The sequence below is a fragment of the Paenibacillus sp. JNUCC32 genome (assembly GCF_014863545.1).
GTDB lineage: Bacteria > Bacillota > Bacilli > Paenibacillales > Paenibacillaceae > Paenibacillus_AQ > Paenibacillus_AQ lautus_A.
In genome coordinates this window covers 3,785,717-3,812,348 of record NZ_CP062260.1, presented here as the reverse complement: position 1 = coordinate 3,812,348, position 26,632 = coordinate 3,785,717, and the positions used below count along the sequence as shown (strand labels likewise).

The 26,632-nt window shown below is 52.0% G+C and carries 23 protein-coding genes; 17 read left to right on the top strand and 6 right to left on the bottom strand.

Features of this window, described 5'->3' with window-relative positions; all coding sequences use genetic code 11:
• Nucleotides 1-10: 10 nt before the first annotated feature.
• The 4 genes from JNUCC32_RS17160 to JNUCC32_RS17145 all read left to right on the top strand — a co-directional run bounded on the left by JNUCC32_RS17160 (nt 11) and on the right by JNUCC32_RS17145 (nt 4,936).
• Nucleotides 11-1,099 carry a GntR family transcriptional regulator gene (locus JNUCC32_RS17160; RefSeq protein ID WP_192572687.1) on the top strand — a complete coding sequence of 363 codons (1,089 nt, stop codon included), beginning with the start codon at nt 11-13 and terminating at the stop codon, nt 1,097-1,099.
• Nucleotides 1,100-1,192: 93 nt separating this feature from the next.
• Nucleotides 1,193-1,882, top strand: a complete 690-nt coding sequence (araD, locus tag JNUCC32_RS17155; RefSeq protein WP_192569283.1) for an L-ribulose-5-phosphate 4-epimerase — start codon at nt 1,193-1,195, stop codon at nt 1,880-1,882.
• 45 nt (nt 1,883-1,927) lie between these two features.
• Nucleotides 1,928-3,598 carry a ribulokinase gene (locus JNUCC32_RS17150; protein ID WP_096772974.1) on the top strand — a complete coding sequence of 557 codons (1,671 nt, stop codon included), beginning with the start codon at nt 1,928-1,930 and terminating at the stop codon, nt 3,596-3,598.
• 132 nt (nt 3,599-3,730) lie between these two features.
• Nucleotides 3,731-4,936 carry a sn-glycerol-1-phosphate dehydrogenase gene (locus JNUCC32_RS17145; RefSeq protein WP_096772975.1) on the top strand — a complete coding sequence of 402 codons (1,206 nt, stop codon included), beginning with the start codon at nt 3,731-3,733 and terminating at the stop codon, nt 4,934-4,936.
• A gap of 140 nt (nt 4,937-5,076) precedes the next feature.
• Here JNUCC32_RS17145 and JNUCC32_RS17140 read toward each other — a convergent pair whose 3' ends face one another.
• A complete protein-coding gene (locus JNUCC32_RS17140; RefSeq protein ID WP_009590874.1) occupies nt 5,077-5,994 on the bottom strand; it encodes an ArsR/SmtB family transcription factor in 918 nt (305 codons plus the stop codon).
• A 409-nt stretch (nt 5,995-6,403) separates the two neighbouring features.
• On the opposite strand from JNUCC32_RS17140, the gene JNUCC32_RS17135 reads away from it, so the two are divergent.
• The 5 genes from JNUCC32_RS17135 to JNUCC32_RS17115 all read left to right on the top strand — a co-directional run bounded on the left by JNUCC32_RS17135 (nt 6,404) and on the right by JNUCC32_RS17115 (nt 11,517).
• On the top strand, nt 6,404-7,903 hold the full coding sequence (locus JNUCC32_RS17135; RefSeq protein WP_192572686.1) for an arabinosylfuranosidase ArfA: 1,500 nt from the start codon (nt 6,404-6,406) through the stop codon (nt 7,901-7,903).
• Nucleotides 7,904-8,064: 161 nt separating this feature from the next.
• Nucleotides 8,065-9,393 (top strand): ABC transporter substrate-binding protein, encoded by a 1,329-nt coding sequence (locus JNUCC32_RS17130; protein ID WP_192569282.1) that lies wholly within the window; start codon nt 8,065-8,067, stop codon nt 9,391-9,393.
• A 78-nt stretch (nt 9,394-9,471) separates the two neighbouring features.
• Nucleotides 9,472-10,365: a carbohydrate ABC transporter permease gene (locus JNUCC32_RS17125; protein ID WP_036666213.1), complete on the top strand. Its 894-nt coding sequence runs from the start codon at nt 9,472-9,474 to the stop codon at nt 10,363-10,365.
• A gap of 2 nt (nt 10,366-10,367) precedes the next feature.
• Complete coding sequence (locus tag JNUCC32_RS17120; RefSeq protein WP_015734103.1) at nt 10,368-11,201, top strand: carbohydrate ABC transporter permease; 834 nt, start codon at nt 10,368-10,370, stop codon at nt 11,199-11,201.
• Between the two features lie 100 nt (nt 11,202-11,301).
• A complete protein-coding gene (locus tag JNUCC32_RS17115) occupies nt 11,302-11,517 on the top strand; it encodes a DUF2905 domain-containing protein (RefSeq protein ID WP_009591958.1) in 216 nt (71 codons plus the stop codon).
• A gap of 181 nt (nt 11,518-11,698) precedes the next feature.
• Here the strand turns inward: JNUCC32_RS17115 and JNUCC32_RS17110 are convergent, their stop codons facing one another.
• The 5 genes from JNUCC32_RS17110 to JNUCC32_RS17090 form a co-directional block, all read right to left on the bottom strand.
• Complete coding sequence (locus JNUCC32_RS17110; RefSeq protein ID WP_192569281.1) at nt 11,699-12,568, bottom strand: YitT family protein; 870 nt, start codon at nt 12,566-12,568, stop codon at nt 11,699-11,701.
• A gap of 17 nt (nt 12,569-12,585) precedes the next feature.
• Entirely contained in the window at nt 12,586-13,830 is a 1,245-nt protein-coding gene (locus tag JNUCC32_RS17105; RefSeq protein WP_096772978.1) for a cation:proton antiporter, read from the bottom strand.
• Nucleotides 13,831-13,833: 3 nt separating this feature from the next.
• Nucleotides 13,834-14,325: a cation:proton antiporter regulatory subunit gene (locus tag JNUCC32_RS17100; RefSeq protein ID WP_009591954.1), complete on the bottom strand. Its 492-nt coding sequence runs from the start codon at nt 14,323-14,325 to the stop codon at nt 13,834-13,836.
• A 237-nt stretch (nt 14,326-14,562) separates the two neighbouring features.
• Nucleotides 14,563-14,907: a hypothetical protein gene (locus tag JNUCC32_RS17095; RefSeq protein WP_015734106.1), complete on the bottom strand. Its 345-nt coding sequence runs from the start codon at nt 14,905-14,907 to the stop codon at nt 14,563-14,565.
• Nucleotides 14,908-15,048: 141 nt separating this feature from the next.
• Nucleotides 15,049-15,240, bottom strand: a complete 192-nt coding sequence (locus tag JNUCC32_RS17090; RefSeq protein ID WP_096772979.1) for a hypothetical protein — start codon at nt 15,238-15,240, stop codon at nt 15,049-15,051.
• Nucleotides 15,241-15,457: 217 nt separating this feature from the next.
• On the opposite strand from JNUCC32_RS17090, the gene JNUCC32_RS17085 reads away from it, so the two are divergent.
• The 8 genes from JNUCC32_RS17085 (at nt 15,458) to JNUCC32_RS17050 (ending at nt 26,571) form a co-directional block, all read left to right on the top strand.
• Entirely contained in the window at nt 15,458-16,087 is a 630-nt protein-coding gene (locus JNUCC32_RS17085) for a stalk domain-containing protein (protein WP_192569280.1), read from the top strand.
• Nucleotides 16,088-16,134: 47 nt separating this feature from the next.
• Nucleotides 16,135-16,566: a zinc ribbon domain-containing protein gene (locus tag JNUCC32_RS17080; RefSeq protein WP_096772981.1), complete on the top strand. Its 432-nt coding sequence runs from the start codon at nt 16,135-16,137 to the stop codon at nt 16,564-16,566.
• Between the two features lie 181 nt (nt 16,567-16,747).
• Nucleotides 16,748-18,307 carry an extracellular solute-binding protein gene (locus JNUCC32_RS17075; RefSeq protein WP_192569279.1) on the top strand — a complete coding sequence of 520 codons (1,560 nt, stop codon included), beginning with the start codon at nt 16,748-16,750 and terminating at the stop codon, nt 18,305-18,307.
• Nucleotides 18,289-20,127 (top strand): sensor histidine kinase, encoded by a 1,839-nt coding sequence (locus tag JNUCC32_RS17070; protein ID WP_192569278.1) that lies wholly within the window; start codon nt 18,289-18,291, stop codon nt 20,125-20,127. The genes JNUCC32_RS17075 and JNUCC32_RS17070 overlap by 19 nt, the downstream gene beginning before the upstream one ends.
• A 38-nt stretch (nt 20,128-20,165) precedes the next feature.
• The gene (locus JNUCC32_RS17065; RefSeq protein ID WP_192569277.1) at nt 20,166-21,770 is read left to right on the top strand and encodes a response regulator transcription factor; all 1,605 of its coding nucleotides are present in this window, start codon (nt 20,166-20,168) and stop codon (nt 21,768-21,770) included.
• 1,068 nt (nt 21,771-22,838) lie between these two features.
• The gene (locus JNUCC32_RS17060; protein WP_175495180.1) at nt 22,839-23,807 is read left to right on the top strand and encodes an ABC transporter permease; all 969 of its coding nucleotides are present in this window, start codon (nt 22,839-22,841) and stop codon (nt 23,805-23,807) included.
• A 16-nt stretch (nt 23,808-23,823) separates the two neighbouring features.
• The gene (locus JNUCC32_RS17055; protein ID WP_192569276.1) at nt 23,824-24,741 is read left to right on the top strand and encodes a carbohydrate ABC transporter permease; all 918 of its coding nucleotides are present in this window, start codon (nt 23,824-23,826) and stop codon (nt 24,739-24,741) included.
• Nucleotides 24,742-25,038: 297 nt separating this feature from the next.
• Nucleotides 25,039-26,571 (top strand): extracellular solute-binding protein, encoded by a 1,533-nt coding sequence (locus JNUCC32_RS17050; protein ID WP_096772987.1) that lies wholly within the window; start codon nt 25,039-25,041, stop codon nt 26,569-26,571.
• Nucleotides 26,572-26,632: the final 61 nt, after the last annotated feature.

Sequence of the window (26,632 nt, the reverse complement as noted above, 5' to 3'; positions counted from 1 at the left end):
GAGGTGAATGATGAATAATAGACGGATACCCAAATATATTGTATTAAAAAACGAACTGCTCTCGTGGTTTGAATCCGGCCGGCTTCAAGCAGGCAAACAGGTTCCTTCGGAGCATGAAATCGCGGACCAGTTCGGCGTAAGCCGCCAGACGGTCCGCCAAACCTTCGGCGAGCTGGAGCAGGAAGGCTGGCTCGAACGGATTCAAGGCAAAGGAACCTTTGCCCGCAATCCGGAGCGGCGGGAAAGCGAGCAGGTCAAGACGATCGGCATCATGACGACGTACATCTCGGATTATATTTTCCCGCATATCGTCAGGGGAGCGGAGGCGGAGCTGCGCAGCAAGGGATACCGCCTGCTGCTCTCCAGCACCGACAACAACAAGGAGAAGGAGATGGAGAGCCTTCAGCTCATGACCAGCCAGCCGCTGAGCGGGCTGATTATCGAGCCGACCAAGAGCGCGGAGGGCAATCCGAATCTGACATATTTCCTGTCCCTGCAGGAGAAGGGGATTCCGTTTCTGATGATCAACGAGAAGTATCGGGAACTGGAATGCCCTTGCCTTAAGCTGGACGATGAGCTTGGCGGTTACAAGGCTACGCGGCATTTGATCGAGAACGGCCATTCGGCGATTGCCGGATTCTTCAAGCGGGACGACCTTCAGGGCGTAAACCGGCTGAAGGGCTTCTTGCGGGCGCATCGGGAGGCGGGCATTCCCGTTTTGCCGGAGCGGGTGGTTACGTATACAACGGAACAGAAGGGCCGTTTCCCTTATGAACAGGCCGTCCAATTGCTGAAGCAGCCGATCGGGCAGCGGCCGACGGGATTCGTATGTTATAACGACGAGCTGGCCGTGTCTTTGGCGGAGGCGGCCGGGGAATGCGGGCTGCACATTCCGCAGGACGTGTCCATGGTCGGTTTCGATGATTCCACCCTAGCCGTTGCTTCCGGCGTGAAGCTGACGACGATGACCCACCCGAAGACGGAGATGGGGATCATGGCGGCCAGGCAGTTGATCAGCATGATCGAGCATCATACCGTATTTGAGGATACGGTTTATCAACCGGAGCTTGTGGAGAGAGAATCGGTGGACAAACGATAGAGAATAGGGAGTTTAAGGTCCGATATTTCGGACCCTTGCTTGCCGACTTGTACGTACAACTATATTTTCAAGGCTGGAGAGGAGCGGTTGTTCATGTTGGAGGATTTGAAGCAGCAGGTGCTTGAGGCGAATCTGGAGCTTCCGAAGTACGGGCTCGTTACCTTTACATGGGGAAACGTCAGCGGCATCGACCGTGAACGCGGACTGTTTGTCATTAAGCCGAGCGGCGTGCCGTACGAGGATTTAAAAGCGGACGACATGGTCGTGCTGGATTTGAAGGGGAATGTCGTTGAAGGGGATTTGCGCCCTTCCTCCGACACCCCGACTCATCTGGTGCTGTATCAGAACTTTAAGGAGATCGGCGGGATTGTGCACACCCACTCGCCATGGGGAACGAGCTGGGCTCAGGCGGGTCGCGCGCTGCCTGCTTACGGAACGACGCATGCCGACTATTTTTACGGGGAGATTCCGGTTACGCGGCCCATGACCCGGGAAGAAATCGAAGGGGCCTACGAGCTGGAGACGGGCAATGTCATCGTTGAACGATTCGCGGATCTGGATCCGAACATGGTGCCCGGGGTGCTTGTGCATTCCCATGCGCCGTTCGTGTGGGGCATGGATGCCCATAACGCCGTGCATAATGCGGTGGTGCTGGAGGAGTGCGCCAAGATTGCTGCCCGGATGCAGCAGATCAATCCCGAAACCGAACCGATGGATCAGACGCTGCTGGATCGCCATTTTTTGCGGAAGCATGGAGTTAATGCTTATTACGGTCAAAAGTAACGCATATATTCATCATTCATGATTTCATCGGTAGGAGGAAATGAGATGGGGAATAAATACACCATTGGTGTCGATTACGGAACGCAGTCCGGACGTGCGGTATTGGTTAATCTGGCGAACGGGCAGGAAGTGGCGGATCATGTAACGCCTTATCGGCACCATGTTATTGATGAGTTTCTGCCGGGTTCCGGAAAGCGGCTGGAGCATGACTGGGCGCTTCAGCATCCGGGGGATTATCTGGAGGTTCTGCAGGTATCGGTGCCTGCCGTCATCCAACAATCCGGCATTGATCCGGCGGATGTGATCGGCATCGGCATCGATTTTACGGCTTGCACCATGCTGCCGGTTGACGAGCTTGGCGAGCCGCTCTGCTTCCACCCGGAGCTGGCCGATCAGCCGCACAGCTGGGTTAAGCTGTGGAAGCATCACGCGGCCCAGCCGGAAGCAGACAAGATCAACGCGATCGCCGCTGAGCGCGGAGAAGCTTTTTTGCCCCGTTATGGCGGGAAGATCTCATCCGAATGGATGATAGCCAAAGTCTGGCAGATTCTTGACGAGGCGCCGGCCATCTATGAACGCGCGGATCGGTTCCTGGAGGCCACGGATTGGGTCATCTCCCAAATGACCGGCCATATTGTCCGCAACAGCTGTACGGCTGGTTACAAGGCGATATGGCATAAGCAAGACGGATATCCAAGCAAGGATTACTTTAAAGCGCTGGATCCCAGATTGGAGGATCTGGCCGATACGAAGCTGCGCGGAGAGGTCCGTCCCCTTGGGAGCAGCGCCGGCGGCTTGACCGAGAAGATGGCGGAAATGATGGGCTTAACGCCTGGCATTGCCGTGGCCGTCGGCAACGTTGACGCGCATGCCGCGGTACCGGCGGTCGGCGTCGTAACACCGGGCAAGCTGGTCATGGCCATGGGAACCTCGATCTGCCATATGCTGCTCGGCACGGAAGAGAAGCAGGTCGAAGGGATGTGCGGCGTCGTCGAAGACGGCATCATTCCGGGATTATACGGTTATGAAGCCGGGCAATCGGCGGTGGGCGATATTTTTGAATGGTACGTTGAGGAAGCGCTTCCCGCGTACGTTAAGGAGGCTGCGACCGAGGAAGGAATCGGCGTGCATCAATGGCTGGAACGGGAAGCGGCTGCATACAAGCCGGGCCAGAGTGGTCTGCTAGCGCTGGATTGGTGGAACGGCAACCGCTCGGTGCTGGTGGATACGGATCTGACCGGGTTGATGTTAGGGATGACGCTGTTGACGAAGCCGCAGGAAATCTATCGCGCCCTGCTGGAGGCGACGGCTTTCGGCACGCGCAAAATCGTGGACGCCTTTCATGAGAACGGCGTGGCTGTGGATGCTCTCTATGCATGCGGCGGACTGCCGCAAAAGAATCGTCTCCTGATGCAGATTTATGCGGACGTTACCAATCGCGAAATCTATGTGGCTGATTCCAAACAGACGCCGGCGCTTGGTGCCGCGATGTTCGCCGCAGTGGCGGCGGGTCAGGCGAAAGGCGGATATGATTCCATTATCGATGCGGCCGAGAAAATGGCACGGGTGAAGGAAGAGACCTTCAAGCCGATACCGGAGCATGTGGAAGTGTATGAGCAGCTGTATCAGGAATACAGCAAGCTGCATGATTATTTCGGCCGCGGGGAAAACGACGTCATGAAAAGGCTGAAGCGGATTAAGCAGACGGCAGAATAGGCTGGCGGAGCAGCGCAAGACCAGAAGAGGATCGTCCCGCCCTGCATATAGAGGGCGGGACGTCCTTCGAGACAAATATAGACCAGATGCTTGGATCGTCAACATGGGATGGGATGAAAGGGGAGGAGCTGCATGACGGATTATTTGAACGAAGCAAAGGGTTTAATGAGCCGAATGAGGGAAGTCCGGCCGGCGTTCCGCGGACTTGAAACGATGGAGCTGGAGCCCGGCGCTATTTCAGCTGTGCCGGCGTACCTTAAACGGCAGGGCCTCAATTCACCGATCGTGGTGGCCGATGCGAATACGTATGAAGCTGCGGGTCAAACGCTGATGGAGCGGCTGGAAGCGGAAGGTCTGGAACCCCGGCTGTGCTTGATCGAGCCTGATGAGTTAGGCGATGTGGTGGCGGATGAACGCTCGCTGATGCAGCTTTTTATCGAGGTGGAGCCAGAGCGGACAGGATGCCTCATCGCTGCCGGATCCGGTACCCTTCATGACATTACCCGCTTTGTCGCTCATCGGTGCGGGAAGCCGTTCGTCTCTGTACCTACGGCACCTTCGGTAGACGGCTTTACTTCGGCCGGCGCGCCGATCGTGGTTCGGGGGATCAAGCAGACCTATGCTGCAACGGCTCCCATCGCCATATTCGCCGACCCGGATATCCTTGCGAAAGCCCCGCAGCCGCTTATAGCGGCGGGGTTTGGCGATATGCTCGGCAAATATACGTCGCTGCTGGATTGGAGATTCTCCTCGACCACGGCCGGCGAGCCCTATGATGGCCAAGTGGCAGAAATCACGGAGCGGGCACTGGAATCTTGCATCCAGCACGTGGAGGCCATCGGCCAGCGCACGGAGGAAGGCATCCGCATTCTGATGACGGCTTTGATTGAATCCGGGATCGCGATGCTGCTGTTCGGGCAGTCCCATCCTGCCTCAGGGGCAGAGCATCATTTGTCGCATTACTGGGAGATGGAGTACTTGCGCCGCGGCAACCGGGCGCTGCTTCATGGCGCCAAGGTAGGGGTAGCCTGCAGCGAGATATCGAGCCTTTACCATGCTGCGGCTGATCAACGAGTGTATCCTTATGCCGAGCCCAAGCTTTGGGAGACGTATGGGGAGCAGGTTCGGGAGTGGCTTCGGAAGGTTCCTTCGAAGGAGGAGATCGCCGGGCTGCTGCGGCAAGCGGGAGGTCCTTCCAGCCTGGAGGAGCTTGGCATTGATGAGGAGCTGTTTGGGGAGAGCCTGCGGGAGGCGCATAAGCTGCGCGACCGTCATACCATCCTGAGGGCACTGAACGAGGCTGACGGGGCAGGACAACCTGTGACTTCATACAGATAGCACAGCAGAGAGCGGGCCATGTCCGTCCGCCGACCTAAAGAATGGGCTTGCTGATAAGGTTATAGAAGGTATTCCGTTTAGCTAAAAAAGGCCTCTACATGATCGAATGATCATAGAGAGGCCTTTTTTGCGTCGTTCTCTTATCCTTCCTTCACATCATACAGAACGCGGGCCAAGAGATCTTGACTGTAGTTTCCGAAATGCTTGCCGTAAATGGTTAAGCCGCGTTTATTCACCGACTGCTCGTTAACGGCAATCCTGAAGGTAAGCTCGCTCTTGTAATCGAGCTGTATTTGGTCCAAACCGACATCCGAAATGCGGCACCCGTCGATAAAGCTGCCTTCTTTATTAATTCGGATGAGCTTCAGCATGCCGTATTGGTTTAAGTGGGGTGGCCACCATTCAGGGTTGAAGGTACCGCGTTTGTCCCCGAAATCCCCCGGACTTGTCCAGCTGCCGATTTCGATCCCATTGACGTAAAAGAAAATATCCGACGGGTAATTATCGCAATGTCCCGGTGCTTCAGACCCCAGCTCCAAGGAGAATTGGATCTCGCGGAACGATTGGTTGGATTTCAAATAATTCGGGATCCGATATTCCAGGAAACCTTCGGTCAGCCAAATAATCTCCGAATTGATGCGCTCCGGATCGGCGAAATAGCGCGGATCGTCGAAATCCCCGATGATACTGTCCTTGGTCGCAAGTCCGCAGGTCGGGATGGCTTGGTAGTCGCTGTAATGGCCGACCCGAATTTCCACCTCGTACAGATTATTAATATCCTTGCTTCGCAAATCGACCATCAAGGTGTCTTTATTCAGATAGCAGATCTTCTGGATGCCATGCTTCCCGCCCGTGGTATGGATTTCGATCAAGCCGCTTTCCTCCAGCTTCTTGATATGCATGGTAATGGCGCCATTGCTGAGGTTCAGCCTGTTTGCGAGATCATTCAGGTTCAGGCTTTGATTCTTGGCCAGCAGCTCCAAAATTTGAATGCGGATCTCGGAGCTGAGCGCTTTGAAGATATCAAGTCCGCTCATTAAATCTTTAATGTAGATCATCTTATTTCAAACCTTCTTCCGATTAAGGGATTTATAAGGATGGGATGTTTGCAAACGTTTATTTCAAATAATTATAAATCAATATGAGTGTGAAATAAAGATGCGTTCAAAATCTTCAGAAAACTTGTGCGTGAAACAATAAAATCGATGCTGAAAACGCTTTTATTTGAGGATTATATTAAATTAGGATTGCGAAAAACAAGTGATTTCGGCTATTTTCGACAGAAAATGCACTGTTTTTTTTGATCATAAAAATTTATTTTTTATTTATATAAATCATTTTACATTTGTATATTTACAGAGACTCCCTCATATGATATTTTAAATTTGAAAACGAATTCATTTAATTATATTTGAATTGTTTTACAATTATATCAAACGGAAGGTGAAGAACTTGGCAGCTGAGAACATGAAAGCACGAATGATCGTGGATAAGTCGTTTCGGATCGCGCAAGTTGATAACCGCATTTATGGTTCATTCATTGAACACCTAGGCCGCGCAGTATATGGCGGGATTTACGAGCCCGGCCATGAAACCGCGGATGCGGACGGTTTTCGGAATGACGTAAAGGAATTGATCAAGGAGCTGGACGTCCCGATTATCAGGTATCCTGGCGGGAATTTCGTTTCGGGGTATAACTGGGAAGATGGCGTGGGGCCTGTTGCCGAACGGCCAAAACGGCTGGAGCTGGCTTGGAGAACGCTGGAGCCGAACGATGTCGGCACGAATGAGTTTATATCCTGGGCCAAGGAAGTAGGCTCGGATGTCATGATGGCCGTGAATCTGGGGACGCGGGGGATCGATGCCGCCAGAAACTTGCTGGAATACACCAACCATCCGGGAGGCACGTATTGGAGCGACCTGCGCCGCCGCCATGGTTTTGAACAGCCGCACAAGATCAAGACCTGGTGCCTCGGCAACGAGATGGACGGACCTTGGCAGATCGGACACAAGACGTCCGAAGAGTACGGCCGGCTTGCGCTCGAGACGGCAAAAGCCATGCGGCTCGTCGACCCGACCATCGAGCTGGTTTCCTGCGGAAGCTCGAGCACGGGCATGCCGACATTCCCTGAATGGGAAGCCGTAACGCTGGATCATACGTATGAGGCGGTCGATTACATATCCCTGCATCAATATTACGGCAACCGTAATAACGATACCGCCAATTACCTGGCACTTACGCTCGATATGGACCACTTTATTCATACGGTGAAATCCACCTGCGATTACATCAAGGCCAAGAAACGCAGCAAAAAGACGATGTATCTGAGTTTCGATGAGTGGAATGTCTGGTATCATTCCAATGACGCCGACAGGCAGATTGATCCATGGAGCATCGCTCCCCCTCAGCTGGAGGATGTGTACAACTTCGAGGATGCGATTCTTGTGGGCAGCATGCTGATCACGTTCCTGCGCCATGCGGACCGGGTCAAGATGGCTTGCCTGGCACAGCTCGTGAACGTGATCGCTCCGATCATGACCGAGAACGGCGGACGATCTTGGAAGCAGACGATCTTTTATCCGTATCTTCATGCATCCAAATTTGGCCGGGGCGTATCCCTGCTGCCGATCGTCGACTCGCCGAAATACGATTCCAAGGACTTTACCGACGTTCCTTATCTGGACAGCGCGGTCGTTCATAACGAAGAGGATGAAGAAATTACGATTTTTGCCGTGAACCGCCATCTGGAGGAAGCCTTGCAGCTCGAATGCGATGTTCGCAGTTTTGAAGGTTACCGGCTGCTGGAGCATATCGTGCTGGAGCATGAGGATCTGAAAGCGGTGAACACCGCATCCGAGGAAAAAGTAAAGCCTCATCATCAGGGGGGCGCGAAACTCGATAACGGTATGGTTAACGCAAGGCTTGCCAAGGCATCATGGAACGTCATCCGCTTGAAAAAAGCCTAATAACAGCAAGGGGGCGGTCCTCGATGTGGGCTGCCCCGTCTCCCAAACACTCATATCAAATTACACACAATATGAAAGCGCTTTATTTCTGGGGAATAGCAGAAGTACCGATGTTCGAAGTGTAGGTTTGTATGAACGAAAATTAAGGGAGGTCCAGTAAGATGATGAAAAGATGGATGATTGTATTCATGGTGTTATGTATGACGCTCTTCCTGTGGGGATGCGGCAAATCGAACAATGCCGGCGGCGAAACCTCGGTCCTGGACGGGGGGGCGGGAGAAAGCGCTACGGAGCTGTCGTATTGGACGTTTGTTGAGCTGCACGGCCAGCACTTCGAGAAAATGCTGGGCAAATGGAACACGGAGAATCCCGATCGCCAGATCAAGCTGAACGTAACGGTCATGCCTTATGACGACATGCATAACAAATTATCCATCGCGGTTCAATCGGGGACGGGTGCCCCCGACATTGCGGATATCGAGCTTGGGAAATTTCCGGATTTCCTTGCCGGCACGCCGCAGCTTGAACCGCTCAACGACGTCATTGATCCATACCGGGATACCATCGTGAAATCCCGTATCGACCTTTACAGCAAGGAGGATGTGAATTACGGCATCCCGACCCATGTCGGAGCTTCCGTCGCCTTCTATAATACCGAGATTTTGGAGGAGGCCGGGGTCAATTATCAGGATATCGTGACTTGGGAGGATTTCAAGCAGGCCGGTATCCAGGTGTATGAAAAAACCGGCAAGTATATGGGGACGGCCGATACAAGCGCAGCTTGGCAAGCTTCCATGCTGCTCGCGCAGCAAGGCGCGGATCTGACGGACGATTCCGGCAATCCGATCGTGAATTCGGAGCCGATGGTGAAGGCCATGACGCTGCTCAAGGATCTGCAGGACAACAATGTCATCGCGACCATCGCCGGCGGTCAGCCTGACACCGAAGAGGCCTACGGCGAGTTTAATGCAGGAAATTATGCCACGGCTTTCATGCCGTTATGGCAAATGTCCAGATATACCAATTACATGTCCGATTTGTCGGGAAAAATAGCCATCGCGCCGATTCCGGTCATCGAAGAAGGAATGCCCCGGTCGGTTGGCGGCGGCGGAACCGGCACGGTCGTGACCAAGACGGCAAAAGACGTGCAGCTGGCAAAAGATTTTCTGGCCTTCGCCAAACTGTCCCTGGATGCCAATAAAGAAATTTGGAACACGCTTGGATTCGATCCGGTCAATATGGACGTCTGGGATATGAAGGATGTTACGCACAATGCCGAGAATCAGTTCGTGAAATATTTCGTCAATAACCCGTTCGATGTCCTGAATGAGATCCGGGATGAAATCCGTTTAATCAAATCGACCTCCGCATCGCCCACCATCAACAACGTCCTGTGCACAACCACCTTCAACGAGATTTTTGAGGACGGCAAGGACATTACCGAAGCCCTGAATGACGCCCAGAAGCAAATCGAACAGGAATTGAAATAACGTTCGCTTATACGGTACAAAAACGAAGAGCTGCTCATGGATCGTCGGTGAGCGGCTCTCATTCAAAGGAGTCGAATCATGATTAAAAAATTTCTGTACTCTCAAAAGGTTGCTCCTTACGTGTTTGTCCTGCCGTTTATTCTGGTATTCCTCGTATTCTGGGTGTTTCCGCTCGGCAGCTCATTCAGCATGAGCTTTCAGAAAACGCAGCTGGGGCAGGAAGCGGATTGGGTCGGCTTGGCTAATTACGGGAAGCTGATGGGGGACGGCGTCTTTTTGAAGGCAGTCACGAACAGCGCGATTTACATGGTGTTGACGCTCCTGATCCTGATTCCGTTTCCGATGCTGTTCGCGGTGCTGATCAACAACAAGTTCATGTGGGGAAGGGAGTTCTTCAAGTCGTCTTTTTTCTTCCCTGCACTGACGTCGGTCGTTGTGGCAGGCACCATCTTCCGGCTCATGTTCGGCGAGATGGAAGGATCCCTGATCAACAGCATCCTGGGGTGGTTCGGGATCGATCCGGTGAAGTTTCTGAAGGGACAGGTCACCGGCTTTATCGCGCTGGTGGCTCTCGCCACTTGGCGGTGGACGGGGGTCAATATGCTATATTTTTTATCGGGACTCAAGAACATTCCGGGTGAATATTACGAGGCGGCATCCATCGACGGTGCCTCGGCCTTCCAGAAGTTTACCAAAATCACGATGCCTTTGTTGAAGCCGACCACGATTTATGTGTTAACGATCAGCATTTATGCGGGGCTTGCCATGTTTATCGAAAGCATGATGCTCTGGAACGGCAACAACTCTCCAAAGAATATCGGCCTCACGATCGTCGGTTACCTGTACCGTCAAGGCATCGAGAAGAACAATTTGGGTTATGCCGCCGCTGTAGGGATCGTGCTGCTGGCAATCACCATGATCATTAACCTGACGCAGCTGAAGCTCTCCGGCATGTTCAAGAAGGAGGATTGAGGATGAGAAGAGAAACGCTGGTCAAAATAATCCTCTTGATCTTGTTCTCCATACTGTGCTTTCTGATCCTGGTGCCTTTTTATGCCGTCACCATCGCTTCCTTCAAACCCGGCGAGGATTTGATCCGGTATGGCCTGAATTTGAAATTTGATCTGTCGGTGATGAGCCTGGACAATTTCGCCTACCTGTTTACGGGCGATCACTCCTACTTCATGTGGTTTTTTAACTCCTTGCTCCTCACGGTGGTGCAGGTTACGTTAACCCTGCTGGTCAGCGCAACCGTTGCCTATGGGTTTGCAGCCTATGATTTCATCGGCAAGAACTTCTTGTTTATCTGCGTGCTTTTGATTATGATGGTTCCTTTTGAAATTCTTCTTCTTCCGCTATACTCCCTGACGTACAATCTGGGCCTCATGAATACGTACTCGGCGATTGTGCTGCCGGGGATCGCAAGCGCGGCCACGATTTTCTTCTTCAGGCAGTATTTAAGAGGGGTTCCAAAAGAAATGATTGCGGCAGGTCGGGTCGACGGGGCCAGCGAATACGGGATCTATGTTCGGCTGATCCTGCCCGTGATGAAGCCGTCCTTTGCAGCCATGGCGATTCTGAACGGCATGAACAGCTGGAACAATTTCCTATGGCCGTTCATGGTGCTCAGCGATGATCGCAAGTACACGCTTCCGATCGGGTTGAAGACGCTGTTGACTCCTTACGGGAACAACTATGATTTATTGATTGTCGGCTCCTTTTTCTCGATCATCCCGATTTTCATCTTGTTCATGGCTTTCCAGAAATATTTCATTGACGGGATGACGGCGGGGGCGGTGAAAGGCTGATCGTTCGGTCGGTATGACCGGTCCTGCCCTTGCTGTCGGCACCTCAAATCCATTATGATACAAGGAAACCTGCGTATTCTGATGAATGAGGTGACATATCGTGCATCCTGTAACAAAGGCTCTACTATGGATTGGCGGCGCTCTGATCGTGATCGGGCTGCTGTGGCCTGTCATCGGCCGATTCGTCGGCCGGCTGCCGGGCGACATCGTCGTGGATAAACCCAATGTCAAAATTTATTTTCCGATCGTAACCTGCCTCGTCATCAGCGTGGTGGGTTCGTTGATTCTGTTTCTGATCCAGCAGTTTCGCAAGTAGTCGGGATTTCATAAGAAAAACGTCATCGACGTACTTTCTCAGAAGACAGACCGCGGTTAGGGGATGTTTTTCTTGCGATATCAGGAAGGCCTAAGCTTCGGAGTTTATACTTTCTGATATCTAAAAAAACAGGCCGGTTAGGGGAAACCCTTAACCGGCCTGTTTACGTGGAACAGCCGTTTTATTTTTGGATGATGGTGATTTCGGCATTCGGATCCAGGCTAAACACGATGGATTTGAACCTGGGCATTTCCAGAATGTGAACCCGGTAGACCAGCTGCTGCGAATGGGCGGCGTCACCGTGGTTCGCGCCTTCACCCTTGGCATGTGCCGATAGGGGATCATACCCCATGATGGCTTTCATGGTGTGCCGGATTTCCGCTTCGCTGATGCTTCGAATCCGTACCTCCCGTTTAAGGGGAAGGCTTGAAGTCGTAACGCGCCCTGTCTCCAGTGCCATCAGGCACGCGATGGCGGAATACATCGCCCGTTCCCAGCCGAGGAGGAGCCCCGCCAAAGTCAGTACCAACAGATTGATCAGGATATGGACGTAGGGCAGCTTCAGCCGGGTCAGCAGCTGCGATAGCTGCTGGGGGATCTTCGGCATCTGGAGCGTATCCAGGACGACGCCGTAACGAAGGCCGATGCCGATGCCGAGACCGAGGAAAATGCCGCCGATGCCTGCGCTCCCGATCTTGCTGTCGATGAGAGCGGGGATCGGAAAGAACAGGATCGAGCATACGGAAAACGTCAGCAGCCCGACGGTTGCGATGACGGCTTTTTCCCGGTTCGACCGGCGATAGGCAAGCAGAAGCAAGGGCAGATTTAATGCAAACAAAAACATGCCCGTATGAAGTCCCGTCAGATGCGAAGCGAGCGCAGAGATTCCCGTTACGCCGCCCGCGATGATTCCGCTAGGAACAAGAAATAAATCCAAACCGAACGCTGCGATCAGGCCTCCGATGGCAGCCATGCTCAGTCTTCTTCGTGTACTTGCCTTGCTTGCGGCCTCTTGTGCACCGTTCGTTGTCCGAACCGGGGCTTGAACCATAGGCAATGTACCCTCCTTTATCCGCTGGCACTTTCATCCTTTAGCTTCGGTTTAACCGGTTTCTTCTCCTTATGATCTTTAAATTTAAATATTTTGTTCAAGAAGTTATAGACGTGCTTGGACTCCTTGGTCAGCAGCGGTCCGAGTATGGCGAGTATCAGTACATACAGGGCAGCGAACGGTTGAATGAAGGTTGCAAGCCCGCCGGCTTTCCCCATATTGGCGAGAATGATGGAAAACTCCCCGCGGGATACAATCGTCAGACCGATATTGGAGGATGCTTTCGAAGACAATCCGGCGCTGCGGCCGGCAAGCATGCCTGCAATGAAGTTGCCAAGAAGCGTGATGATCACGGCGATCAGCGATAACCACACAGCTCCGCCAAGCTCGGACGGTACTATCGTTAAACCGAAGCTAAAGAAGAATATGGCTCCAAAGAAATCGCGGAATGGTAATATCAAATGCTCAATGCGTTCACGATGCTCGGTCTCGGCCAGAACAAGCCCGACGAGCAGCGCGCCGATGGCCTCGGCAACATGAATCGTTTCAGCGAATCCTGCGAGCAGGAACAACGCGCCGAATACGACCAAGGCAAACAATTCGTTAGACCGTATATTCAATGCTTTATTCAGAAGCGGTACGGCTTTACGCCCGATAATAATGACTAGCAGCATAAATCCAAGAGCGATTACGGCAGATATCAGGACGCCGCCCAGCGACGAGGAGCCGCTCAATACGAGTCCGGAAAGAATCGAGATATACACAGCGAGGAATACGTCCTCAAACATGATGATCCCGAGGATCATCTCGGTCTCCGGATTCGCCGTTCTTCTCAAGTCGACCAGCACCTTGGCTACGATAGCGCTCGAGGAGATGGTCGTTATGCCTGCGACAATGAGCGTCTCCGCCAAGGGAAATCCGGCAAAGATCCCGATCATCAGTCCAAGCGTAAAGTTAATGGCAATGTAGATGCTGCCACCTACAACGATGGACTTGCCCGATTTGATCAATCGGCCGACCGAGAACTCGAGTCCGAGATAGAACAGAAGGAAGAGTACGCCGATCCGCCCCATAAAGTCGATGAGCGGAGCACTTTCTATAAAACGAAAATCGAAAGATCCAAAATGAAAAGCATGAGGCCCAACCGCCATCCCCACCAGAATATAGAAAGGGACGACGGAAAACCGGAGTTTAGCTGATAGCAACCCCGCCAGGGCGATCAAGGCAATCGCCAATCCTACTTCTAAAACCAAATGATCCATTCATCAACCACGTCCGTTCATCAAGATTTGTTTAAATAGCCGCTGTTGTTGACGTTCACCCACGACGACGAGCGTCGAATCCGGTGTAATGATAACGTCAGGCCCGGGATTGATTTGTTTGCTGTTTTTGTCAACTCTTGCAATGATGGTTGCGCCTGAGGCTTGGCGTACGCCCAGATCGCCAATCGATTTACCTGCCCCGTAATAGTGGGGCTCGATGCGGTACCACTCGATGATCAATTCATCCAGCGCCATGTCGATCGTTTCGAGCGCCTTCGGTTTATACGTGAGACCGCCGACGATGGCCGCAATTTGACGGGCCTCGTCATCGTCCAGGGAAATCATGGAGATGCTTTCGTCCGGATCGTCGTATTCATAATGGTACATTTCACGGCGGCCGTCGTCATGAATGATGATGACCAGTTTATCGCCACCGCGGGTATCAATTACGAATTTCTTACCGATTCCAGGCAAATCTGTTTCGCGAACATGCATAGATTAGAGTCCTCCTAAGAAAATACACTTTTTAGTTGTTTTGCACACCGATCACACGGATATCAAAAATACACGCAGCCAAATAAAACAATCCATTCACGATGAAATTGCACAGTCTTTAATAAACCCTGATGCACAGGTCAATCCGCACAGGCTGTTTATGTTGTTGCATGGGAAAAGAAAAATTGGCAAATTTAAGAAACCGCAGTCAGTTGGAATGCGAAAAAGTGTGGAGGACTAGACGAACTTCGATGTGTATTTAATGGGGAATAATACTAAAAGCCGGAGTCGAAGCGGAATAATCGGCCGATAGGGCAGACGTGTTTTGGGAGCCTGCTGCATCACAATGGCCGACATCAATAAGAACAGCGCTATGGTATTGCCGGCTGCCTTAAGTTTGGAGAGAATTTGAGAGTGTTTCAGAACAGCCGCTTTCAGATGATGGTCATGCTTGTAAACATACCGCTCATCTTGGGTTTCGTTGCTGTAATACTCCTGGACGGGAATGTATAGGGCAAATGCCGTAACCAGAACAAGCACCAGCATCCATGCAATTCTTGCCGTTTTTAAGAAACAGTTCACGGTTACTCCCCCCTTCGTCCCAAGCTTCTATGTTAATCATAACATAAAAATAATCGTTCTCAAAATGAGAACGATAAATTATTTTTGAACACTTTTACAGATCGATTCAATTTTTTACATTATATAGAAGCGATGCTTCTTCTATTTTTTGCGAAGCTTATCATAGTTTTCCGTATCGGGCCCGATATCGGCTTTCGCTTGATCCTTGTCTTCCAAAACGCCGAGGACAAGATCGTCGAGTTTATCGGTTGCGGCCTGATCCGGCCGGTCGGGCTCGGGAATCGGGTCCACGCCGGGAAATTGACCGTCAAATTCAGGTTTCTGTTTGCTCATTGGGCTCTCATTCCTTTCTGGCAATATTGTGGCACAAAAGGATCTATTATATGTAACGAATAAACGCGGGAGATGAAAGTGAAACAATGCAGGAACGTCGGCCTGGTAACAATTCATAACAATTCACCTTCTATATAATGTAACCCTATATATCAATCAGCTATATAAGAATATGCTAGAATAGTAGAGGAATATTATACCAGGGGGTTATTTAGGCATGAAGAAAAAATGGATAGGCTGTACCCTTGCTTTATTGCTTGTATCCGGCTCTGTCGTATCTGCGCATCCGGGACGAACGGATGCCAACGGAGGGCATACCTGCCGAACCAATTGCGAACGCTGGGGTCTGTCATATGGCGAGTATCATTATCATAACGGCGGTGGGAGCTCTTCCGGAAGCAAGTCGTCCCCATCCGCGCCTAAGTCGAAATCATCGCAAAAGAGCACGGCTAAGCCTGCAGCGCCGAAGCCCGCGGCTCCGGCTTATGCTAAGTCCGGCCTTAAGGTTTACGTCAACGGCAGCGCGGTAAAATTTGATAGCGAGCCATTGGTGTACAACAACATCAACCTGGTGCCGCTGCGGGAAATTGCGGAGGGCATGGGGGCTAAGGTCAACTGGAATCGCGATGCGGCCAGCATCGGCGTGCAGAGAGGCAATCATAAAATCACGCTCACGATCGGAAGCAAAACCGTTTTCTATAATGGCAAATCGGAAACCGTTGCGGTCGCTCCCAAAGTGATGGACGGCGTGACGTATGTTCCCATTCAGGTGTTCGCACGGGGGCTGGGCGCTGGCGTGAACTATACCGAGCATGATAAAATTCTGAGAATATCGTTTAAGGAATAAAATAAACACGGGTTCCATTTTGCGAACAGAGAGGGGAAGAGTTTGCTTTGAGTTTTTTTGATAAATTTAAAGCCGGTGTATCGGACGCCGGAAACAAAGCGAAAACGCTGGTGGAGATCAATCGCTTAAAGCTGCAGAACAACGGCAAAAAAAGCGATATCGACGAACAGCTCCTGGAAATCGGCAAGGTTGTATTCGCTTCAACCGAAGCAGGGAAGTGGCCGCCTGATCAGGAGAGCATCCAAAGCTACGTGGCCAAGATTCATCAATTGAATTTCGAAATCGAGCAAAATCTGCTTCAGATTGCCAACCTTACGGATGAGAAAATATGCCGGGGGTGCGGGAACAGTTCAGCCATGAACGCCAAATTTTGCGCCCACTGCGGCCGTACGTTCGAAGTGATTCAAGTTCAAACGGAAGAGCAGCGCAAAGAGGTTCCGCTGCTGGAGGATGGCGGCGACCAAGAGGAGCCGAAATAGAAGCTGTTTGCTTCATGAATAGCCGTACCCTGGTTCGGGAATGACCAGGGTCGGCTTTTTCTTTTTGTCCGGGGTGAAGGAAGCAGCGCTTGATTAGGAGAATGATTATTAAGGTGATCTTACTCACGACATCATCATTATATAGTAATATTAGCTTACTAGCTGGAGGGAGTGAGGACATATGCCGATGAACAAGGCCTGTAATGATGAATTTAGTCAACATGGGGATCGAGGGGTGTCAAGGCTGCTTAAAGGTAACGTTCTATTGCTTCCCGTATGCGTAATTTTGATGCTCTTTGCTGCCGGGTGCAACGGCCCGGGGTCTTCGGAGGAGGAGAATGCGCCGGAGAACCTCCCCAAGGGCGCATCCATCAACATCGTCATTTCCAGTCTGGGGATGACGTTCCCTGCAGGAATGGACGAGAATGACAATCCGTACCTGAATTACATCGAAGAGCGTACGGGGCTCGAGATCGGAGTCAATCTTCCTCCGCCCGAGGTATACAACGAGAAGCTCGACGTCATTATGTCCTCAGGCAATTTGCCGGATATGCTCCATACGTACGAGCCGGTGTGGTTCGACAATTACGTCAAGCAGAAGGCATTTATGCCGCTGGATGAATTAATCGACAAGTACGGCCCCCACCTGAAAGAAAAAATTCCGCCAGAGGTCTGGGATCGGGTCCGATACGGCGGTAAAATCTATGCGGTTCCGAGCTTGAATGAGGTGACTGGAGCCGAATTGATGTATGTCCGGAAGGATTGGCTCGATCGGCTCGGCTTAGAGCCGCCCGAAACGCTGGAGGAATATTACGAAGTCATTCGTGCCTTCACCCTGGATGATCCTGACGGCAATGGCGTCCAGGATACGATCGGTCTAACCTTGACCTCGAGCCTGGGAAGGTCCTCGCCGTTTTTCGGCGCTTTCGGCACGCAGCGAAATACGTGGTTTGAACGGGACGGGCAGCTGGTGAACGGAAGCATTCTGCCGGAAACGAAGGAAGCCCTCGCCTTTTTTGCCAAGCTGTATCAGGAGAATCTGCTCGATCGGGAATTTCCTTTAAACCTGCAAAACAATCTGTTCGAAAAAATAGAAAACGGCACGGTCGGCCTGTTCTCCGCGGCTTGGTACGATACGCGCGGACCGATTGCGGCCAATATGAGCAAGGACCCCGAGGCCGAATGGATGCCGCTTCCGTATCCGACGGGACCGGACGGATTTAAAGGCGTTGAAGGGAAGGACATCATACGAGGTTATAACGTCATACCGGCCGAATCGGAGAAGGCTGCCGAAGTGATCCGGTTTCTGGACTTCGTTGCCAGCGACTACAAGACGCTGAAGCTCGGCTTCGAAAACGAAATCTGGCGCTGGGAGGACGGGGCGATCGTTACGGACTTCGCGCTGCACGACAAGCATTTATACCGCGGCATTTACCAATCCCTTGTCGACGTGCCGGATCAATTGCTGTTCAAGGAACGGCTTGATTCGCTCGGGGACTTCAATCTGTACAACAATCTGCAGCTGATCAATCAGAATATTATTCCGAATGCATTCTACGGAGTTCCTACCCCCGGGATGACGAAATACAACACGAAGCTTAAAAATCTGGAGGATGTGTTCACGAAAATCATCATGGGGCTTGAGCCGCTGGACGCATTCGACGACTATGTGAAGACCTGGAAGGAAGAAGGGGGAGATGAAATCACGAAGGAAGTGAATGAATGGTACTCCAAACAATAATGCTGGCGGCCAAGAGCGCGGGGGACCGAGTGATCGACTTGTTTCGCTGGATCCGGGATCGGTTTTCGCAGAACATTCAAACCCGCTTGACCGGTTATTTTCTGCTGATCCTGCTGCCGCTGGTCATTATCAGCCTCTTCGCCGTAGAACGGTCCCGGGATATTCTCTACGAACAGGCGGTGGGGAGGACGGAGATGGCGCTGTCGTCGGCGATGAACCATTTTGATCTGGCGCTACAAAACGTGGAGGAGATATCGACCCTGATTGCGGGCGACCTTGGAATGAATGAGCTGCTTAACAAAAACAGCACCAACTTCTCCCCTCAATCGATCGTTGATTTCTCGCACATTTTGGAGCAGCTGTCGAATTCCGTATCGGTAAACCGGTTCGTATCCCAAATTACGGTGTATCATCGGGCTTCCAACATGTTCATCTCTACCCATTACGGCGGCAAAAAGCTGACGGGCGAGACGCAGCAGGAATGGCTGGTGGAAGCTGCGCGACGGAACGGAACGGGGATTTCCTACGTCATGTCGGAAGCCCCAGTGGCGGAGGGCATTACGTTTGGCCAGATGACCAATACGGACAGCATCTCCCTGATTCGGGCCATGGACCTGTACAACAGCGAACGGCAGTCGAACCTGCTGGTGGTGTCTTTTAATAAAAGCAAACTGCTGAATATCATCAAGACGCTGCTTCCGTCCGAGAACAGCCGCATCGCCCTGCTGAACGAAAGGGGAGAAGTGGTGGTGGAGACCGGAAGAGTGTATGAGGAGGACATTACCGAGAAGGATATGACCGTCACGATTGATTCGGATTACTCCACATGGCGTCTTGAGCTGGTTCAGCCGAAAAGCGAGCTGTACAAAGAAACCGATCAGCTGCGCCTGTTCACGGTTGCGATCATCGGGCTGAGCATCCTGCTGGCCATTATCATTTCATGGGTGGTGTACAGCGGGATTGCCTCACCTGTGTTGAAATTATCGCGCGGGATGAAGCGGCTCAGCAGCGGAGAGCTGAACATTCATGTCGACACCAAGCGGAAGGACGAATTCGGTTTTCTCATCCAGTCGTTTAACAAAATGGCTGTCGTGCAGAAGCATCTGATCGAGGATCATTACGAGCAGCAGCTGCGATTGACGACAACGGAGCTGAAGTTCCTGCAATCCCAGATCAATCCGCATTTTCTGTATAACACCCTCGATTCGATTTATTGGACGGCCAAAAACTACGATGCGGATGAGATCAGCGAGATGGTGATGAACCTGTCGAAGTTTTTCCGGTTGAGCCTGAACAAGGGCAGGCAGGTGTTTACGATTGAGGAGAGCATTACCCACCTGCACTACTATCTACGAATCCAGCAGCTTCGTTTCATGGACAATTTCACCGTGGATTATCAAATTTCGGAAGAGAGCAAGGGGGTTCCGATTCTCAAGCTCCTGCTTCAGCCTTTGGTGGAAAATGCCATCATTCACGGCATGGAGGGCAAATCCTCCGGAGGGAGCCTGGTCATCTCCAGCCGGATTGAAAAAGGGCATACGGTGGTTATCAGCGTACAGGATAACGGGCCCGGGATCAGCGAAGAGCGGCTGCGCTACATCCAGCATGAGCTGGAGATGATGGGCTCGCGCAGCGTGCCCGCGTCTTCCCAGGATGAAGAGCATGTGAAGGATCTGTTCGGTCTTCGGAACGTGCTTGGCCGAATGAAGCTGTATTATGGCAGAGAAGCGGATCTGACGGTACAGAGCGTGGCAGGGGAAGGCACCACCGTCACGATTTCCATCCCGCTGGATCGCTGCAAGGAATTTAACCTGAAATAGACACTTATATAGAGATGCTCGAAAGGGGAACAAACCGAATGAATCTCATGATCGTGGAAGATGAACCTCGGCTGCGCAACGCACTGGCTTACAATATCCCATGGGACAAGCATGGGATTGAAGTTGTGGGCATGGCGTCCAACGGCATCGAGGCCCTTGAGCTGGTTGGCCGAAAAAAACCCGATATTATGCTGATCGATGTGCAGATGCCTGAAATGGACGGGCTGACGCTCCTCGGCGAGCTGCGAAGCCGGCAGGACATCAGCCGATTGACGAAAATGATCATCCTGAGCGGACATGACAACTTCGAATTTGCGCAGCTGGCGCTGGAATACGGGGTGTCCAAATATTTATTGAAGCCCGCCGGCGAGGAAGACATTCTCGAAGCGGTGCTTGACGCGAGGCAGCAGCTGCGGGAGGACTTGGAGCAGTGGCAGCGCAAGGCGGCTTTGGAGCAGAAATGGAAGGACAATCTGCCGCATTTGCAAAATCTCTTTTTTATCCAATGGGTCAGCGGCAAATATACAAAACAGGACGTCCTTACCAAGGGCAGGGAATTATATATTTCATTGAAGGAGAATGACCGCATCGCCGTCGCCGTGGTGGATCTGGACCCCTTGCCGGAGAGCGAGACCCGCTTTCAGCGGGGGGATGTCGAGCTGCTGCAGTTTACGATGCAGTGCCTGGCCAAGGAGCTGCTGTCCCATCTTTGGATCACGTCGGATTCAGGCAATATGCTCCTGATGGTCCTGATCCTGGAGGAAAGCCAGGATGCCAAGGAAGCCATGCTGCGACTGAATGCGGACGTATCCAAGCTCCTCTCCCAAACGAGGGAGGTGCTGAAGATAACGGCCAGCGCCGGCATCTGTGCATCCATCGGGACGATCGAGGAGATGAGCCTCTTGTATGCGCAGGCTTGCCGGGCGCTTCAGGAGCGCGTCGTGTATGGACACGACCTCGCGATTCCTTACCGGGAGCAGCTTCAGCGGGATATTCAGGGCGTGATCGTGCAGCAGAACCTGGAGAAGACGCTGGAGATCGCGCTGGAAACGGCGGATGAAACGAAGGCGCTGGAGGCGCTGAAGGGATTATGGGAGGAAGCCTTCTCGAGGTCCGAATCCTCGGACGAATTCCAGGAGGCGGTGCTTTACATGAACAGCTTCTTTACCCGCATGATCCAGAAGCAGGGCTGGACGGTTAAAAGAGTCGTCGGCGACGATATCGAATATTTCCACAACGTCAAGCTGCTGAGCACCAAAATGCAAACCTGGTCGCTCCTGGAGCGAACGGTGAAGCATATCATCACGTTTATGGGCGAACAGCGGAAAACGACAAGCAATCAGGTGGTAAAGGACATTCTGAACCTGCTCGAGGAGGAGATGGACCAGGAAATTACGCTGCACACGGTAGCGGACCGGCTTTACGTGAATTCTTCCTACCTCAGTCGGCTGTTCAAGCAGGAAATGGGGGTCGTCTTCTCCGCATATGTGCTGGAACGCAAAATGGAGCGGGCCAAGTCGCTGCTGCAGGACGGTCTCAAGGTATACGACGCCGCCCGGCTGGTCGGGTACCGCGATGTCAGTTACTTCACCAAGGTGTTTCGGAAGTATTGGGGCGTGAACCCGGGGGAGTTCAAGGGATAAGGATATGGGAGAGGCCGTACGGCACTGCTGCACACATCTGAAAGCCCGTTGCGCGGCCGTATCGTTCCTCCAATCGCTGTTGTCGCCGAATTTCCTGGAATGATGAAGACAGCGGAAGAAATTCGGCTCCAAAGGCGACCGCTAACGCTTTTCCGGAATCGATTCGCCCTCTCCGCTGGTTAATGTGGGTTGTATCACAAGAACGTCTTTCCCTTGAGATTGGGGTGAAGGGAGAGATGTGGAAGCCCGCTGCGCGGCCGTATCGTTCCTCCAATCGCTGTTGTCGCCGAATTTCAGGAATGATGATGACCAGAAGAAGAAATTCGGCTCCAAAGGCGACCGCTAACGCTTTTCCGGAATCGATTCGTCCGCTCCGCTGATCCGCGTGGGGCCCCGATCCTCCCCCTATTAGGATGGGGGAGGGGGCAAAACGCAGCGCAGCAGAGCGTGCGCAGTTACATAAACCAAGCAAACGAGCCGTTCGGGGCATACATCCAGAACGGCTCGTTTGCGTTTACCCCCTGCCCCAACCATCGGCAGGGCGGAAGTAATCACCCGCGCAGAAAGGTTGAGGCTAGGGAGGCCACGCTCGACGCAGAGCTGAGGAGGCCTCGCTTGACGACGAAGCACGGCATTGCCGTGTTTCGAATGCCAACGCCATGATTGAATCAGCTTCAACGGAGCATGCGGAATTGTTCTGGAGAAGCGGCAGCGGTCCCCTTTATCCCCGGATTTCCACATTGTCTATCCATTCGGATGAAATCCGGGGGTAACAGGGATCGGAAGAACAATCCGCATGCGGAGTGATGAACAACCCTCTTTTTTTAGCAGCGTATGCTTTGAAATCCAGTTATGAATTTCGTTGCCAACGGTTCGCCGATCATCACAAGTTAACATCCCATGAAACACCCACCGCAGCCCCATGGCATAATTTCTGACGTCCGTGCCCCAACACAACATCATATTACCATAAATAGTAATGATCCTCGCCTACTCAGTCCCTGCGCAGGGAATTACAATTTGTAGTAACCAAGGAGATTGAATCAATAGAAAGGGGGAGACGAGTCGATGAAACCCACGTTAGAACCATCGCCCGCACCGCATAGAGAGATGAAGCCAAAACGAGGGTATTGGGGGCGTTTAGGGTCCGACATATGGAAAGAGTGGGATCTTTATTTGCTGCTCGTGCCGGGCATTTTGTTCATTTTACTGTTCAAGTACACGCCGATGTACGGGATCACGATCGCATTTAAGGATTTCAACATCTTCACCGGATTTGCCGACAGCCCGTGGGTAGGATGGAAGCATTTCGAGAAGCTGTTCACGTCGCCGGATTTTGCTCAGGTATTCAAAAATACGGTCATCATCAGCTTCCTGAAAATCGTGATCTTGTTTCCGCTCCCTATCATTATCGCACTGATGCTCAATGAGCTGAGGCATATGGTATTTAAACGCACGGTGCAAACCGTCATCTATCTTCCGCATTTCCTGTCCTGGGTCATCGTTGGCGGATTGTTTATCGATTTGCTGTCGACGAATGGAGGAATCGTCAACAAATTGCTGGTGTCTCTGGGCATGGAGCAGATTGCGTTCTTCCTGGATAACAGCGTGTTCCGGAGCGTGCTGATCACGTCGGCGGGTTGGAAGGAAACGGGCTGGAGCACCATCGTATATTTGGCAGCGTTTACAATGATCGATCCGATGCTGTATGAAGCGGCGAAGATTGACGGTGCCGGACGCTGGAAGCAACTGTGGCATATCACGCTGCCGGGGATTGCACCAATCATTGTCCTGATGTTTATCCTGCGGCTGGGGAATGTGCTGGAAGCGGGAACCGAGCAGATTCTGGTCATGTACAACCCGGTGGTGTACCAGGTGTCGGATGTCATTGGTACCTATGTTTACCGGCAAGGCTTAGGGAACCAGGACTACAGCTTCTCGACCGCGGTTGGCTTGTTCGAAGCGGTGATATCGTTCACGTTGGTCATTGTCGGCAATGCCATGAGCAGAAAATACTTACAGCGCGGGATCTGGTAAAGAAAGGGTGGCATAAATGGATCACAAAAAAGCTTTGGAAGGAACAAACACCACCCGAGGTGTCATCAAAACGTCGTTCTCGGAAAAATGCTTCTCGGTATTTAATTATACGTTCTTCATCGTGATGGGTTTAACGACCCTGCTGCCTTTCATGAACCTGATTGCGAAATCCCTGAGCAGCGAGGGAGCCGTCATATCGGGTCAGGTTGGACTGCTCCCGGTCGGGGTTCAATTCGAAACGTACAAGTACGTGCTGCAGGATTCCATGTTCTTGAATTCGCTCAAGGTGTCCATCTTTCTGACGATCATCGGAACGGCTTGCAGCTTGTTTTTGACCACGCTGACGGCTTATCCGTTGTCCAAATACCGGCTTCGCGGACGGAAAGGCCTTCTGTTGATCTTCGTATTCACGATGCTCTTCAGCGGCGGACTGATTCCGACTTACCTGCTCATGCAGAATTTGAATCTGGTGAACTCCTTCCCGGTGTTATTCCTGCCGGCGATGGTGAACGTGTACAACATGCTGATCATCAAAAACTATTTCGAGGGTCTTCCGGATGAGCTGGAGGAATCCGCCAAACTGGACGGCGCGGGGAACATCCGCATTTTGGTTTCGGTCATCGTGCCGCTCTCGCTCCCCGTCATGGCAACGATCGGATTGTTCTTTGCGGTTGCTTTCTGGAACGATTATTTTGCAGCGATGATCTACATTACCGATCCTGCGATCAAACCGATGCAGCTGTACCTGAAGGAACTGCTGGTTTCGTCCAGCGGGGATTTCCTGAAGGACAATGTCGACGCCGCGATCAACGCAACGCCGCAGTCCATACAAGCTTCGTCGATTCTGCTGGCAACGATCCCGATTTTGCTGGTGTATCCGTTCCTGCAAAAGTATTTTGTCAAAGGCGTGCTGGTGGGTTCGGTTAAAGGTTAGGGTCATCAGGTTTTCTGAAGATATCAGAAAGTATAAACATTGGAGGGATCTGCAGCCTGGTATCGCAAGAAAAACCACCGCTAAACGCGGTCTGTCTTCTTTGAGAGTACATCGATAGATCGATAGACGTTTTTCTTAACATTATAGAAGTTATAATTTCCGGGGTCTCCGCAAAGTACCTGAATGGACTTCGGAGCAAGGCCCCACTTTGTGGGGTTATCTTAAAGGTGGTGATGCGCTTCGTATTGCTCAGCTGGCAGAATTCATTGAATTTCTCAATCACAAGGAGGGTTATCCATGATCAAGATTAAAAAATCCGCGGTACTAGCCGGGATTCTCGGATTCACGCTGGCGCTGTCCGGCTGCGGCGGCGGGGGAGGCGGCACGACGAACACGCCGGCGGCTCAGCCATCGGACACACCGGCAAGCACCCCGAAAGACGACGGGAACAAAGACACAACGGCTGAAAAACCAGGGCTGCGCATGATCATGCAATATGGATTGTTTGATCCGAAGACCGAATACGTGGCCAAGTACATCCAGGAAAGAACCGGGTTCAACGTGGAATACGAGCTGCTACCGGCAGAGAACGCGGATGAGAAGCTGAACCTGCTCGTGTCCAGCAAAGATAACTATGACCTGGTGAAATTGAATGCGGCCCAGTTCTACAATCTGGCCTCTGCGGGTGCGCTCGAGCCGATCGATGAGCTGTTGGAATCCCACGGCAACTATATTAAGCAGTCCATTAAACAGGAATCCTTCGGCAGTGCAACGATCGACGGCAAGATTTTCGGCATTCCTGAAACCGGAGCCGGCGTAAGCATCGGGGAGGAACTTGTGGTCAGACAGGATTGGATGGATGAATTAGGGCTGGCCACGCCTACGACCGCCGATGAGCTATACAATGTGCTCAAAACGATCAAAGAGAAGAAAAAAGTCATTCCGCTCACCATGAGCAAGGACTCCCTTTATGGCGACATCGCAACGACATTCGGCATTTTGACCGATTGGAAAGAGGTTGACGGCAAACTGGTGCATCGTGCCGAGCAGCCGGAGATGAAAGAATACATCACCTTTATGAACAAACTGTACAAAGAGGGTCTGCTGGACACCGAAACGCCGATCAATACCGCACAGAAGTCCATCGAGAAATTCTCGGGCGGCAATGCGGCGATGTATAAGCTGGCATGGTGGAACGCAGGGACGACGATTGCCGCACTGGAGAAAAACTTCCCGGATGCCAAAACGTCCATCATTCCTTATCTGAAAGGCAAGGACGGCAAAGCCGTGGTCGGAGCGAAAGCGAATACCACTTGGTATGTAGCCATCCTGAAATCCTCGAAGAACAAGGAAGCCGCCATGGAATTCCTGAACGCGAAGATGGAGCCGGAGACCTTCAAAGGCATCGCGCTGGGTAAAGAAGGCGTCCACTATGAAGTGAAAGACGAAAAATACTATCCGATTCTGCCGATTTTCAATGATGAATTGAGTAATGCAAGCAGCTTCCTGACAGGGGTGGACGAAGAGAAATATCCGATCTACTGGCAGGCACGCGTACGTAAAGATCCGATTCTGCAAGCACATTTCGAAGCCTTCCAGAAGAATGCCGAAGGCATCATCGTTGTGGATCCGATGTCAACGGCACCGCCGATTGAAGCCGTATCCAAAAACCTGCTGAAATTGACGACCATGCTCGATGACAATGTGCTGCAATTCATTTCCGGAGCGAAGCCGATTGATGCTTACGATCAATTCCTGGCTCAATGGAGAGCCGAAGGTGGAGCCGATATGGTGACCGCAGCAAATGAATGGTTTCAATCCACGAAGTAAATGACCTAAACGAAAAAGCAGTCTGCGCAAGCAGCTGCTTTTTCAAAATTCGTAAAGGGGG